Below are 13,825 nucleotides of genomic sequence, written 5' to 3'. Positions count from 1 at the left end.
TCTTTCGGGAGGCTTTTATCATTTTACTGATCTTGATGAGTAGTCTTCTTTTTTTTAGGTTGTTGTGTTCTATTATGACTCTTCCGCTGCGTTCCCACCATGATGGTGGATATGCCTTATCCGCCTCTACCCTTGCCTTGAATTTTAATCTTTCAGCAGCCTCTTTGATCTCGTTTAAAGTTGGGGATTCTACTGCATGCTTTCGGGGGATTTTTCTTCCTTCTTTTTTTGTTTTTTTAGCATCTAGATAAGCGGGCCATATGATTGTTTGCATGTTTTTCAATCCTCTGAGAGTTCGTGGAATAATTTTATCAGCATGTCTTTTATGGTGTAATTTTCTGGGGTTATAGCTTTTATACCATATTCTTTGAGCTTTGCCGCGGTTATGGGGCCGATGGCGGCTACTATTATCTTCCCGTTGGATAGTTTTTTTATTATATCATCTTTTTTGTCCTTTTCTGTGGTGAGGAGATTTTCCACTGTCAATGGACTTGTGAATGTTATCGCGTCTATCTCCTCTTTTAGTATTTTTTCTATGAGCCTTTTTATCCTATCATCCTTGGGGTTGGCGGATTTGTAAGCTTCTGCTATATAAACCTTGGCTCCCATCTTTTTCAAGCCTTCGGGTAGCACATTTCTGGCTGCAAGCGTCCTTGGTATGGCGACATTCTTGTTCTTCATATCATAGGATGATAATGTTTCAAGCAGGCCCTCTGCTGTGTAGTTTGAGGGTATGACATCAGCTTTTAATCCTATCTTTTCAAGAGCTTCTTGGGTTTTAGGGCCTATGACCGCGATTTTACAATCTGGTTTTAATTTTATTTTTTCGCAGTGTTTTTTTATGGATTTTATGGCTGCTGGTGATGTGAAGATTATCCAATCGAATTTTTTGAGGTTTTCGCATAATCTTTTGAGGGTTTTTGTCTTGGGTGTTTGGATTTGGAGGGTGGGGGTGATGAGTGGTATTCCACCTGCTTCTTCTATGAGTTTTATGGCTTCTTCACATCTTTCTTCTGGTCTCGTGATGGCTATTACCTTGCCTTTCAAATCCATTATGGGTCCTCTTCTATTATTTTCTTGTATAGGTCTACTATGTGTCCTATGATGATTACTGCGGGGGGTTTTATATCCTTTGTGTGCATGTCTTCTAGTGTTGCGAAGGTTATCCTTTCATTCTTTGTTGTCCCATTTTCTATGGCGCAAACTGGCGTGTCAGCTGGACGATATTTCATCAATTCCTTTGTGTTTTTTTTGAGATTGCCCACGCCCATTAGTATGATGAGGGTGTCTGCCTTGTAATCCCAGTGTACTTGTCTTTTCTCTTTTGTAGGATCTTCATGGCCTGTTACAACGGTGAATGATGTTGATATGCCGCGGTGGGTGATGGGTAAGCCTGCTGCTGTGGGAACACCTATTGCAGATGTTATACCTGGTATTATTTTTGTTTTTATTCCATGGGATTTTAGTGTTAGGAGTTCTTCTCCTCCGCGGCCGAATATGAATGGGTCTCCCCCCTTTAATCTGACCACTATATTGTTTTTCTCTGCTTCTTCGACTATTATCCTATTTATCTCATCCTGGGTTTTACTGTGCCCTCCAGGTTTTTTACCCACGTATATGAGTTTAGCATCCTCTGAAGCATGTTCTAGGATTTTATTGTTGATTAAACGATCATATATTATGACATCAGCCTTTTTTATGACTTTCAGTGCTTTTAGTGTGATGAGTTCAGGGTCTCCAGGTCCTGCGCCGATAAGATATACTACCATATTCTAACCTCTGTTAATGTATTCTATTATACCCTTGAAGAATTTTATACCATCATCTGATCCTAGTATGGCCTCTGAGGCCCTTTCTGGGTGGGGCATCACAGCGCATACTAGCCCCGACTTGTCACAGACTCCTGTTATCCCATCTATGGACCCGTTAGGATTTTCTGAATAGAATTGTAAAACCACTTGATCATTGTCCCAGAGTTCCTGGATGTTGTTGGTATAGTATCTTCCCTCTGCGTGGGCGATTGGCATCTTAATAATCTCATCCCTCTTATAGAGTGAGGTAAATGGCGTTCTAGTAGTTTTAACTTTGAGTTTTGTCCATTTACAATTGAATTTTGGGTATTGGTTGACTGTGAAAACGCCGGGTACTAGGCCGACCTCTGCAAGTATCTGAGCCCCATTACATATACCTAGGACAGGTTTTTCTTCTTTCACGAGTTCTCTTACACCATCCATAACTGGTGTTATGGCTGCTATCGCCCCTGCCCTAAGATAATCCCCATATGAGAATCCGCCCGGGATTATAACAGCATCTAAATAACTTAAATCCTCCAAGTCCCACCATATGTATTCTGGCTCGGCTCCCACTAATTTCAGGGCGTGGTAGACGTCCCTGTCGCAATTTGAGCCTGGGAATCTTATAACTCCAACCCTCATATTTAATCCTCAGGTTCTATATTAATTTGATAGTCATGTATTACTGGATTGCAGAGGAGGCGCTGACACATATCCTCAACCTCCTCTTCAACCTTCTTCATGTTATCCTCTTCCATTGTAAAGGTTATGATATCCATTGTGTTAGTATTTTCAACCTCGTACCCTAACAGTGCCAAGGCTCTTTGTATTGTGGCCGCCTCAGGGTTTAGCATACCCTTTTTTAGTTTTATTCTGACTTCAACATTGAATTTCATAACAGATCATCCTCTAGTTTCCATCTTTTTTTATCCCTATCATCGAGGATTAAAGAGGCAACTATCCTATAGGCATCTATAACTCCACCTTCACCTCTCCTGAAAAGATCCTTGTCTAGGGTTTTCCTGGTTTTCATCTCCCATAATCGGCAAGTGTCCGGGCTTATCTCATCACCCACTAGTATTTTGCTATTGTATCGTCCAAATTCTAGTTTAAAGTCTGGTAGCAGCAAACCCCTCTCCTTGAGGAACCCCTTTAGAATGTTGTTAACCTTTAATGTTATCTTCCTCATCTTATCTAGTTCATCCATGGTTGTGAAGCCAAGGGCGACAGCTATGTCATCATTGAGCATTGGATCCCCATACTCATCACTTTTGTAGTCCATCTGTATTATAGGCTCCTTGAATTCTTGGCCTTCCTTGAACGGGTACCTTCTTGTGAGGCTTCCAGTTGCTATGTTCCTTGCTATGACCTCAATAGGTATCATTTCAAGTTTCCTGGCGAGGATATACCCTGGTTTCACCAACGTTATATAATGGGTTTTTATACCGGCAGCTTCAAGAACCTCGAAAAACTTAGCTGATATTATGGAATTGTAGTATCCCTTCATAGGGATCTTGTCATGTTTTTCACCATCACCTGCAGTTATATCATCCCGGAATCTGATTATAACCTCATCTGGATTGTCTGTCTTGTATATATCCTTTGCCTTGCCAGTGTAGAGAAGTTTTCCCAGTTTCATGATTATCACATCTCTCTTATGGGGGAGAACCTTATATAGGTGTTAGAACTATTATTGTGATATATTACCAACAAAGTTTATATACATCCCTTTATGATTATCCATTATAATCCAAGAGTATAGGACTATGAAGCTTCTCCGGGTGAAATAATGTGTGGCATAGCTGCTTGCATACTAGAAAATGATAAAGCCGCTCCAATATTACTAGGATGTGTTAAAAAGTTGGAATATAGAGGTTATGACTCCGTCGGCATCGCAACACTCAATTCAAGTATAATAGTCGAAAAAGATGAAGGTAAAATAAATGATTTCGAAGAGAGCCTAGACCTTTCCAAGTTCCAGGGTAGAATAGGCATTGGCCACGTGCGCTGGGCGACACACGGCCCCCCAACAAGAGAAAATGCGCACCCACACCTAGACTGTGATGGAAAGATAGCGATAGTACACAATGGGATAATCGAAAATTACATGGAACTAAAAAATGAACTCAAAAGTGAAGGGCACAATTTCGCATCAGAGACAGACACTGAAGTCATAGCACACCTAATAGAAAAATACAAAAACAGAGGACACAACCTTGAAGAAGCTGTTAGAAGAGCTCTTATACGTTTAAAAGGCGCCTATGCGATAGCTGTGATCTCATCAGACGAACCTGATAAGATCATAGGGGCTAGGAAGGAAAGTCCGTTAATAGTGGCCAAGGGTGAAAGGGGATATTTTCTAGCGTCAGACATCCCAGCCATACTAGACCATGCAAGGGATGTCATATTCCTGGATGATAATGAAATGGTCATAATAGATGATACAGGAGCCCGAATAAAAGACCTGGAGGGTAACATTAAAAAGAAGGAATACAAATACATCGAATGGACTCCTGAGATGGCTGAAAAAGGCGGCTACGACTACTTCATGTTAAAGGAGATACATGAACAACCACAAGTTCTAAGGGACACCCTCAGGGAAATCAACACAATCCAAAGGGTTGTGGATGAAATAGGAGAAATAAAAAGAATATGTTTTGTCGCATGTGGAACATCATACCATGCAGCTTTCGTTGGCAAATACCTCTTTGAAAGCATCCTCCATATACCAACAGATGTTATAATAGCAAGTGAATTCCAATACACTGCTAATGCGCTCGACAAGGAAACTCTCACAATATTTATAACACAATCAGGTGAAACTGCGGACACACTCAACGCATTAAGAGCCGTTAACAAAAAATCAAAAACATTAGCAATAGTGAACGTCCTTGGGAGCACGGCCACCAGAGAAGCGGACCATGTAATTTATACCAGAGCAGGTCCAGAGATAGGTGTCGCGGCAACAAAAACTTATATAAGCCAACTAGCTTGTATATACATGTTAGCAGCTGCCATAGGCCGAAAAACCGAGATAGTGAAGGATTTGAGAAAGCTCCCCGATGAAATGGAGAAAATACTAGAAAAAGAGGAGCTTATAAAGGAGATCGCAAGAACCTACAAAAACAAGTCCGACTTCTTATTCATTGGACGTGGATTTTCATATCCAACAGCACTTGAAGGAGCCTTAAAACTCAAAGAGATTTCATACATCCATGCTGAAGGTTATGCATCAGGGGAACTAAAACATGGCCCCATAGCATTAATAGAAAAAGGAGTGCCTGTAGTGGCCATAGCCCCCCCACCACTCCCATTAAAAACAGGGGCCAAGATAGTTAAAGATGAGGAAGAATTCCGCAATTCACATAGCTTAACCCTGAGCAATGTTAAGGAGGTTAAGGCAAGGGGTGCTGAGGTCATAGGCCTCGGAGCAGAAGACGATGAAGAATTTAAGAAGAATACTGATAAGTATATATCATTTAATCCTAGTATAAGAGAGGAAATATCGCCGCTCTTATATATTATACCATTACAACTTTTAGCTTATCATATCAGTGTAATGAAAGGTGAAGACCCTGACCACCCAAGAAACCTTGCAAAGTGCGTGACAGTAGTATAAAAATTTTATGGGGGGCAACCCACCTCATGGGTTTCAGTATTCATGAATAGAATTGGAATAATCGGGTTCAAAGCCCACCATCCTCCCTTTTCATGTGGTGTGGAGGGTTTCTCATGTCTTTTTGAGGCTCACCAGGTTAGAGCTTGTAAACTTCTTCAGCTGGTAATATTTTTGCATTGCTGTCTTGTAGTGCTTTTATTGTCTTGTCTATGTCGTCAGCTTTTAAGAATAGTATGGCTTTGTCTTTTTTTTCATGTACAAAAGCGTATATGTATTCCAGGTTTATCTGGGAGTCCTTGAGTATTTTTAGGATGGATGCGAGGCCTCCTGGTTTGTCTTCTAATTCTACTGCTATTACTTCATTCATTTTCACGGCGAAATCGTTTTCTTCGAGAACTTTCCTCGCCAGTTCAGGGTCTGGGACTATGAGCCTCAATATGCCAAATTCTGAAGTATCAGCCAAGTATAATGCTCTAATGTTTATACCAGCACCCCTTAATATGTTAAGGGCTTTCCAGAGCCTTCCTTTCTTGTTTTCTAGGAATATTGAGATTTGCTTAACCTTCATATTAGTAACCTCAAAACTTTCTTTTATCTATAACTCTCACAGCTTTTCCCTCGCTCCTTGGCAAAGTTTTGGGTTCTACGAGGGTTACTTTAACTCTTAATCCGATCTCATCCCTTATATAATCTTCAATCTTTTTCTGTAATTCCATCATTTCACCTATATCATCTGAGAATATCTCTGGTGAAGTTTCAACCTTAACTTCCATCTCATCCATGAGGTGCGGCCGGGTTACGATGATCTGGTAATGGGGTTGAAGCCCATCAACTTTAAGCAAAGCCTTTTCCACTTGTGAAGGGAATACTGAAACCCCCCTTACCTTTAGCATGTCATCAACGCGTCCTGTTATCCTTGAAATCCTCGCTAGGGTTCTCCCACAACTGCATTCATCATAGTTTATTGAGGTGATATCCTTTGTACGGAATCTGATGATTGGCATCCCAATTCTTGTTAGAGTTGTTATAACAAGTTCACCCCGCTTTCCAGGTGGTAAAGTTTCGCCTGTTTTACTATTAATAATCTCAGGATAAAAATGATCTTCGAAAATGTGTAAACCGTCTTTTTCAGGGCATTCCATGGCAACACCCGGTCCAATAATCTCTGTCAAACCATAAATGTTGAATGCTGGTGCATTGAAGCGCCTTTCAAGTTCTCTTCGCATTTCTTCAGTCCACATTTCGGCTCCGAAGCCTATGGCCTTTAGTTGGGATTTTTTTGGATTGTGGCCTTCTTCTTCAGCCACCTCTGAAAGATATAACCCATAAGATGGTGTGAATATCATGACGGTTGTCCCAAAGTCTTTCATGATCTCGATTTGTCTCCTTGTCTGGCCGGTTGAAATGGGGATTACGGTAGCACCTATCTTCTGGGCGCCATAATGTACTCCGAATCCTCCTGTGAATAAGCCGTATCCATGAGTATTTTGTATTATATCATCCTCTGTGACTCCCATCATTGTAAGGCCCCTTGCCATGACTTCACTCCATATTTCAATGTCTTCTCTTGTGTAACCTGAAACTACCGGTTTGCCTGTGGTCCCTGAGGAAGTGTGCACTTCTATTATATCCTTTCTATGGGTTGCGAACATCCCAAAGGGGTATACTTCTCTAAGATCATCTTTTGTCGTGTAAGGAAGCTCTTTTATATCCTCTAAGCTTTCAATGTCCTCAGGGTAAATATTATTTTCCTCGAGTTTCCTTTTGTAGTATGGTACGTTCTCATATACTCTTTTTACAGTGTCCTGCAATCTTCTAATTTGTAATTCTTCTAGATCATCCCTTGAAATGCATTCCATCTCTTCGTTCCAGATCATCTAGACCAGCCCTTTCCATTCCTTTGAATATAATGAGATGGTTTGTTAAAAATAGTTTTTTTGCCAGAGTAAGATTATTTCAAAGAAAAATAAGAATGAATGCCAAGTTCCAGCTTCTCAACTGACCGATCATCCCCATCCAATAGGGAAATGATAAAAAAAGTTGAAAATTCTAACAGGCCAAGAATTGGGGGGATTATAATTGGATCGATTCTGCGAATATTTTTTTGAAATCTTTTTCGGCTGAAAGTTCAATACAATCTATTAATTTGAGTATTTCACGAGATTCCATCCTTTTTTAGATGGACTTCAGTGCCCCTAGATGCTCCGGTGACTGCAATGTCTCCTGGGAATCATTATCTGATCTGTTGGTATATCTGGTAGGAGTCCTATGAACTTCGCATTTTCAACGCTTATACACCTCCGAACGAACCATCCACGTACACTCTTGAAATGTCCGCCGGTTCAACTCTTAGCTTTTCCATATTACCCATTTGCAATTAGGGGGCTGTCCATATCCTTTCATTGACTGTTATATTCTTTGTTTCTGTTTCATCTGCACTTGCAACAATGAACTCGTGCTCTGATTTTAATTTTTCTGTGAACCTATATCATTTCTATAAAGTTCGGTTACTATATCTATTAGGACGCTCCCGCATCCCTTTTGGTTTTTCCTTACCTATTACTATATTTACATATACTTGAAAATAGTGTGGGCTGCCTAATGCCCTACATTAAATGTCATATTAGAGGATTTTCTTCATCTTTCCCAAAAAGGGGCTTAGATGTTCTCCATCCTATTGTTTACTTCGTCCCAGTTTATGATCTTCCAAAATGCTTCAACATAATCTGGGCGCAGGTTCTTATAGTCGAGGTAATAGGCGTGCTCCCACACATCCAATACGAGAAGAACTTTACATTGCGGTATCAAGTTGATGTTATGCTTCTCAACCTGGATTATGAACAGACGATCCGTTAAAGGACAATATGTTAGCATGGCCCAACCAGACCCTTCAGTGCTTATAGCAGTCTGTGAAAACTCCTCTTTGAACCTTTCAAAACCTCCGAAGTCCTTTTCGATATAATCTTTGATTTTACCATGGGGTTCTCCCCCATTCTCGTCTGCGGGGCCCATATTCTCCCAGAAAAACCTGTGTAATAAAAATCCCCCTACGTGGAATGATAATTCCTTTGCAGCGGCTTTATAATCTATGCCTGTTTTGGATTCTCGGGCTTCATCCAATTTTCTGAGTAGGTTGTTGGCACCATCTACATAGGCCTGGTGATGCTTCTGATGATGGATGGTTAATTGTTCCTCTGAAATATAAGGTTCAAGAGCATCATACCCATAGGGCAGCTCTGGCAGTTCATAAAACTTCTTCTCCATACTAAAACCTCCCCCAATCTTATGGTTTTTTGTAGCAAAGCCACCAGTCAAAACAGTTCTCTTTATCTTTCCTTTCTTTGGCGGTTTTCACGTCTGTTGGTGGTGGTATAATAACACCCTCGCCAACTATCTCATTCTCGGGCCAGTTAGCTGGCAGGGCGACGCCTTCCTCGTTGATTGTCCTGAAACCTTTTATCATCCTTAATATTTCATCCATGTTACGTCCAAGTTCCTGCGGATAATATAGTATAGCCCTTATTATACCCTGCGGGTCCATGATGAAAACCGCCCTCACTGTGTTGGTTGGCCTTGCTGGATGTATGAGGCCGAGGGTATCAGCTACTTCTCCAGTATCTGCGATTATGGGGAATTCGATTTCTACTTCCATGTTCTCTTTTATCCATTCAATCCATTTTAGATGAGAGAATACTTGGTCTACGCTTAATCCTATCAGCTCACAGTCTAGTTCTCTGAATTTGGGGTACCTTTTCTGGAATGCTACAAATTCTGTTGTGCAGACTGGTGTGAAATCTGCTGGGTGGCTGAATAATATGAACCATTTTCCCCTGTATTCTGTTGGGAGTTTCATCATCCCATGTGTTGTCTGCACTTCCATTTCAGGAAATTTATCACCTATTAGGGGCATCCCCTTTTTTTCATCTTCCACCAATACCATCTCCTTTTATTCATCAGCAGGTGGATTAAAAACCCTTTTTCCAAGTTCAGCATCCACCATGAGCATGCTTGCCGCTGATTCAGATGCCAGTTTAACCTTTCTGAGGACTTCTCCTGCTGATTCCTCCTCTTCAACCTGTTCAGCGACGAACCATTGGAGGAAGTTGTAGGTGGCATGATCCTTCTCCTCCAAGGCCAAATCCACAAGATCATTTATTAGGCCTGTGACCTTCCCTTCATGTTCTAGTACATGTTCACTAACATCAACTGGGGATTCCCACTCTTCTGGGGGCTTTTCAATCGTTTCAAGGGTTACCCGACCCCCTCTTTGGGTGATGTAATCGAAGAATTTGATGGCATGTGTCAGTTCTTCGTGTGCTTGGACTCGCATCCAATTAGCGAACCCTGGCAAGTCAGAGGCCTCATAATATGCGGCCATTGAAAGATACAAATAGGCGGAATATAATTCCGCGTTCAGCTGCCGGTTCAGGGCTTCCTCCATCCTTTCACTTATCATTCTATCACCTCCAATTTTTCTTTAATTTCATGTGCAAGTTTGTCTAACCTTTCAAAATCTTCTTCGCATGGTTTGCCCTTCACGATCACGGGCTCCAAGAATTCGACATTCATTGTATCAAATAGTTTCTTGGTTTCTTTTTCGATGAGGGTGCCCCAACCATATGAGCCTATCAAAGCAGCGTATTTTATTGGTGGTTTGAGCATGTTAACAAGGTATAACATGTAGGCTGCACATGGATGCGGCCTAGTTAATACTGTGGGGGAGGCTATGATCATGGCTCCTGAATCAACAAGTTCCATTATAAGCTCACCTGTACTAGCATTTGCAAGGTTTAGTACTCTGATGTTAACATCTAGGTCTATGAGTGTCCTTGTAATGTGCTTAACCATGAGTTCTGTGCTTCCATGCATTGAAATATAGGCTATGATCACTTTCTTTGAAGTCTGTGATGACCACCCTTCATAAAGGTTTAATATGATCTCTGGTTTTTCTATGATGGGACCGTGTGATGGTGCTATCATCCTTATTTCAAGGTTTCTGAGTTTTTCCAAGTTTCCTTGTATCATCTGGGAAAATGGCATCATTATATGTGCATAGTATCTTTTGGCCTCCTCCTGGATGTCATCCAACTTTGATATTGTCTTAGTTGTTGCGAAGTGCGATGCGAAAAAATCGCAGGAAAACAATATGCTCTCTGGTAGGAGGTATGTTACCATGGTGTCTGGCCAGTGAACCCAAGGGGTTACTATAAAATTTAGTTGGTGGCGGCCGGCTGATAATACTTGTCCATCGTCTATACTCTGGATTTTTTTGGCTGGGATTCCTAGTAGGTTTTCTAAAAGTTCTTTGCATGCTCTTGTCTCCAGGATCTTGGCATTAGGGTATTCCCTTAGCAGTGCTGGTATTGCACCTGAGTGATCCTGTTCTGCATGCTGAGACACTATATAATCTATTTGAACGTCTAGGGATTCGAGATCATCTAATAGTTCATCCGCCATTGAAGGTTCTGTCGAATCTATTAGGATGTTCTTCTCGTCTTTTATCAAGAAAGAATTATATGTTGTACCCTTCGGAATTTCTATTATGCTGTCGAAAGTTCTCCTATCCCAGTCGAAATTTTGGAGAGCGTAAACTTCTCTTGCTATTTTTTTAATTACCATTCTGATCAATCTTCTCGAATTGGTCCTTTCCCACTCCACAGATGGGACAGGTCCAATCATCTGGCAGATCCTCAAAGGGCGTTCCAGGCTCTATATCCTGGGTGGGATCACCCTCTTCTGGGTCATAAATATATCCGCACATCTGACACTTGTATCTATCCATAGAAAATTTAACCCCCCCACACAAACTAGTCTATTGGTTTAAACATCCTCTTAGGAGCCCCGCAAGAAGGACATCTCCACAAATCGGGTAAATCCTCAAAAGGAGTTCCTGGGGGCGTGTCCCTACGTGGTTCGCCCTTTTCCGGGTCGTAAATGTATCCACAAACTCTACACTTATATTTTTTCAAAGATAACACCATACAGATTTTAAACACCTAATAAATTATGATCTTCGCAATATTTAAATTTACTGATTAGAGAGTTCTGTCAACCTATTGACAAAAAACTTGTATCAAGTATCTGATAGTGACATCAGAAGATTTTGTGGAAAAGAAAGACTACGGTATTAATTTTAAATTTTTTTTATCAGGGCGAGACATTGAAGCCGGAGTATGTATCAAGAAACCCAAATGATAAAAAGGCTGCCCCCCCATATTTTTGAATCATGTACTAGAAGACTTATATGCAAAACATTTTGGCGTCCTAAGCATCAGAAAATCAGAAAAACGAGCGAAGATAAACTTTTTATCTGTCATCTGAGTTTGATTAGGACTATGACATTGTATGGAAACTAAAGAACTAGCAGATTTATCGGAAAGCAAAGGAAATAAATGGCTTGAATCTTGGAATTTGATAGAAAATAGTCTAAATTCGGCGGATACAAATCAAAAGGGCTCGGAAGTGTTCAAATTAGATGTTCGTAAAACTGAATCTTAAAGAAGTGAATCCACAAAAGCCGAAATGAAAAGAAGAATAGGATGTTATCATTGTCGGCTTTGGCATAGGTGGATCGAATTGTGGTGCTTTACCCTCAGAGGGGGGAGATACAAGGTTTTATCAAGGTATGAGGTTACCATTCTTCTTTAAAAGGGAAGTGTTCTTTAACACAGAGTAGGAAACATGAACGGGTTGGGAAAGGACCTATCTTCTTAAATTGGCCTTGAAAAGATGAGTTTTCATGAAAAAATAAACTGAGTTAATTCTTATCATTTTATCCTCAACTATTGGCTTTCGCCACAATTTTTTTACAGAATTCTCGTCTAATGCCACCTTTAATTATATGTTGAATTTTTGGGGGTTTTTATTTACTAGTTCGTCTCGTTGTCTTTCATAATCTTTGGCTTCGTACATGAACTTGTTTGCAAGTTCTAGACTATTATTGGCTGATTCTGTCTCATCTATGTTGAGGAGTTGTATGGCATTTTTAAGTTCTGATGTGGCGTTCAATTTCGCATCTATTTCTGCTAATACAAGTTTTAAGTATTCTATGAATACTTGATCCCCTGATTCTTCGGCATATGCCATGGCTTCTGATGTTAAAAGCCGGGCCGCGTTATATTCGGATGATGCTGATTCGCATTGTTCAAGGGCACTATCCAGTTCATGATTATTCATGTCTTCTGCGGCCCCATTATAATATTCATCACCCTTTTTGAGGTGTTGGTTGATGTCTCCTGATAACTTGTTTATTTCACCTACATTGGAAACGCACCCGCTACAAGAAACGATTATGAGTATTATAAGAGCTGATAGCAGTCTCTTCTTCATGTTTTTCCTACTCCCCTTTCAATAGAGAAACCCCCCCAATATGTGGGGATCCAATAGAATCTCTGGGATAGGCTCCCCCCAGCACTTTAATGATAATTGTAAACATAGGCCTTGGCATTCTTTTAATCGTGCCATAGGCCATGTATATTGCAATATGATCTTACCATGATTTTTTTGGTTGGTTTTTCCTGGAATGTTGCCTCTGGCTTGTCACCTGGTTTAAGGGTTTTTCTTAGCACTTTATTATCTAGTATGACTTCTATCCATTGGATGTGGTGGTTTTCTTCCATTGGATGTGGTGTTTCACCGACTTTCACTTTTAGGCCCTCTTCTACCTTCTCTTTCATGGGGATGTGTTTTTCTGGGCCGATGTCTGTGTGTCTTGCTAATAATAATTCCATTGGCTGGCCACAGCATACTAGGCGTCCTTCACCTGGGTTGAGGATTTCGACTATGTTTCCGCATATATTGCATCTGAATATTTGGTTTATGGTTGTCAATTTTTTCCTCCCTAGTATTTTTCACATTTTATCTGGAAGTATCTGCCTGGATGGTCGCATGATGGACATTTTTCAGGCGGTTTTTTGCCTTTATGCGTGTAACCACATTTTCTACAAGTCCATATGACTTCTTTGTCTTTCTTGTAAATTTTATTGGATTCTACAAGTTCTAGGAGTTTTTCGTATCTTTCTTTGTGGTGTTTTTCAGCGGCTGCTATGGCCCTTAAGCGTTTGGCTATATCATTGTATCCTTCTTTTTCCGCAGTATCCGCAAATTCAGGGTACATTTCACTATATTCATAATTCTCTCCTTTTATGGCTGCTTTAAGATTCTCCACAGTATCTTCTAGTGTGAGTGGGGCTTCTGCCTCCACTATTATTGAATCATCCGCTCCTTTTAGTTCTTGTATCATCCGGAATAACCACTTTGCGTGTTCTCTTTCATTTTCAGCTGTTGTTAAGAATATTTCTGAGATTTGTTCAAATCCTTCTTTTTTAGCTGTCTTGGCATAGAATGTGTATCTGTTCCTTGCTTGGCTTTCACCAATAAATGCTTTAACCAGATTCTCAAGGGTTTTTCCCAT

17 protein-coding genes and 1 pseudogene are annotated in these 13,825 nt (G+C 40.6%); 1 reads left to right on the top strand and 17 read right to left on the bottom strand.

What is annotated here, in order from left to right; translation table 11 throughout:
- Positions 1–70: 70 nt before the first annotated feature.
- From ACZ5XX_RS06730 to purC, 6 genes and pseudogenes are all read right to left on the bottom strand, one after another.
- Positions 71–274 (bottom strand): annotated as a pseudogene (locus tag ACZ5XX_RS06730) (signal recognition particle subunit SRP19/SEC65 family protein); the annotation flags it as partial.
- A 5-nt stretch (positions 275–279) separates the two neighbouring features.
- The gene (locus tag ACZ5XX_RS06725) at positions 280–1,053 is read right to left on the bottom strand and encodes a uroporphyrinogen-III synthase (protein ID WP_464583753.1); all 774 of its coding nucleotides are present in this window, start codon (positions 1,051–1,053) and stop codon (positions 280–282) included.
- Complete coding sequence (gene cobA, locus ACZ5XX_RS06720) at positions 1,053–1,769, bottom strand: uroporphyrinogen-III C-methyltransferase (RefSeq protein ID WP_464583751.1); 717 nt, start codon at positions 1,767–1,769, stop codon at positions 1,053–1,055. The genes ACZ5XX_RS06725 and cobA overlap by 1 nt, the downstream gene beginning before the upstream one ends.
- 3 nt (positions 1,770–1,772) lie before the next feature.
- Positions 1,773–2,435: a phosphoribosylformylglycinamidine synthase subunit PurQ gene (gene purQ, locus ACZ5XX_RS06715; RefSeq protein ID WP_464583749.1), complete on the bottom strand. Its 663-nt coding sequence runs from the start codon at positions 2,433–2,435 to the stop codon at positions 1,773–1,775.
- Between the two features lie 2 nt (positions 2,436–2,437).
- Positions 2,438–2,689 carry a phosphoribosylformylglycinamidine synthase subunit PurS gene (purS, locus tag ACZ5XX_RS06710; protein WP_464583747.1) on the bottom strand — a complete coding sequence of 84 codons (252 nt, stop codon included), beginning with the start codon at positions 2,687–2,689 and terminating at the stop codon, positions 2,438–2,440.
- Positions 2,686–3,432, bottom strand: a complete 747-nt coding sequence (gene purC / locus ACZ5XX_RS06705; protein WP_464583745.1) for a phosphoribosylaminoimidazolesuccinocarboxamide synthase — start codon at positions 3,430–3,432, stop codon at positions 2,686–2,688. The genes purS and purC overlap by 4 nt, the downstream gene beginning before the upstream one ends.
- Positions 3,433–3,582: 150 nt before the next feature.
- On the opposite strand from purC, the gene glmS reads away from it, so the two are divergent.
- Complete coding sequence (glmS, locus tag ACZ5XX_RS06700; RefSeq protein WP_464583743.1) at positions 3,583–5,412, top strand: glutamine--fructose-6-phosphate transaminase (isomerizing); 1,830 nt, start codon at positions 3,583–3,585, stop codon at positions 5,410–5,412.
- A gap of 136 nt (positions 5,413–5,548) precedes the next feature.
- On the opposite strand, the gene ACZ5XX_RS06695 is transcribed toward glmS, so the two are convergent.
- The 11 genes from ACZ5XX_RS06695 to rbr all read right to left on the bottom strand — a co-directional run bounded on the left by ACZ5XX_RS06695 (position 5,549) and on the right by rbr (position 13,825).
- On the bottom strand, positions 5,549–5,980 hold the full coding sequence (locus tag ACZ5XX_RS06695) for an ACT domain-containing protein (protein WP_464583741.1): 432 nt from the start codon (positions 5,978–5,980) through the stop codon (positions 5,549–5,551).
- Positions 5,981–5,990: 10 nt separating this feature from the next.
- A complete protein-coding gene (locus ACZ5XX_RS06690; protein WP_464583739.1) occupies positions 5,991–7,289 on the bottom strand; it encodes a phenylacetate--CoA ligase family protein in 1,299 nt (432 codons plus the stop codon).
- A 781-nt stretch (positions 7,290–8,070) separates the two neighbouring features.
- Positions 8,071–8,676 (bottom strand): superoxide dismutase, encoded by a 606-nt coding sequence (locus ACZ5XX_RS06685; protein WP_464583737.1) that lies wholly within the window; start codon positions 8,674–8,676, stop codon positions 8,071–8,073.
- 19 nt (positions 8,677–8,695) lie between these two features.
- Positions 8,696–9,352 carry a peroxiredoxin gene (locus tag ACZ5XX_RS06680; RefSeq protein ID WP_464583735.1) on the bottom strand — a complete coding sequence of 219 codons (657 nt, stop codon included), beginning with the start codon at positions 9,350–9,352 and terminating at the stop codon, positions 8,696–8,698.
- A gap of 6 nt (positions 9,353–9,358) precedes the next feature.
- Positions 9,359–9,868, bottom strand: a complete 510-nt coding sequence (locus ACZ5XX_RS06675; protein WP_464583733.1) for a ferritin — start codon at positions 9,866–9,868, stop codon at positions 9,359–9,361.
- A complete protein-coding gene (locus ACZ5XX_RS06670; RefSeq protein ID WP_464583731.1) occupies positions 9,865–11,031 on the bottom strand; it encodes an FprA family A-type flavoprotein in 1,167 nt (388 codons plus the stop codon). Before ACZ5XX_RS06670 ends, ACZ5XX_RS06675 begins: the two co-directional genes overlap by 4 nt.
- Positions 11,021–11,194 carry a rubredoxin gene (gene rd, locus ACZ5XX_RS06665; RefSeq protein WP_464583729.1) on the bottom strand — a complete coding sequence of 58 codons (174 nt, stop codon included), beginning with the start codon at positions 11,192–11,194 and terminating at the stop codon, positions 11,021–11,023. The genes ACZ5XX_RS06670 and rd overlap by 11 nt, the downstream gene beginning before the upstream one ends.
- Before the next feature lie 25 nt (positions 11,195–11,219).
- The gene (locus tag ACZ5XX_RS06660) at positions 11,220–11,381 is read right to left on the bottom strand and encodes a rubredoxin (protein WP_464583727.1); all 162 of its coding nucleotides are present in this window, start codon (positions 11,379–11,381) and stop codon (positions 11,220–11,222) included.
- A gap of 868 nt (positions 11,382–12,249) precedes the next feature.
- Positions 12,250–12,741 (bottom strand): hypothetical protein, encoded by a 492-nt coding sequence (locus ACZ5XX_RS06655; RefSeq protein WP_464583725.1) that lies wholly within the window; start codon positions 12,739–12,741, stop codon positions 12,250–12,252.
- Between the two features lie 122 nt (positions 12,742–12,863).
- The gene (locus ACZ5XX_RS06650) at positions 12,864–13,241 is read right to left on the bottom strand and encodes a desulfoferrodoxin (protein WP_464583723.1); all 378 of its coding nucleotides are present in this window, start codon (positions 13,239–13,241) and stop codon (positions 12,864–12,866) included.
- An 11-nt stretch (positions 13,242–13,252) separates the two neighbouring features.
- Positions 13,253–13,825, bottom strand: coding sequence for a rubrerythrin (gene rbr / locus ACZ5XX_RS06645; protein WP_464583721.1), 573 nt, complete (start codon positions 13,823–13,825; stop codon positions 13,253–13,255).

It is taken from the genome of Methanothermobacter crinale, assembly GCF_055397825.1.
Note: the sequence above shows the minus strand (reverse complement) of the source record. Positions and strands in the feature narration are given on the sequence as shown.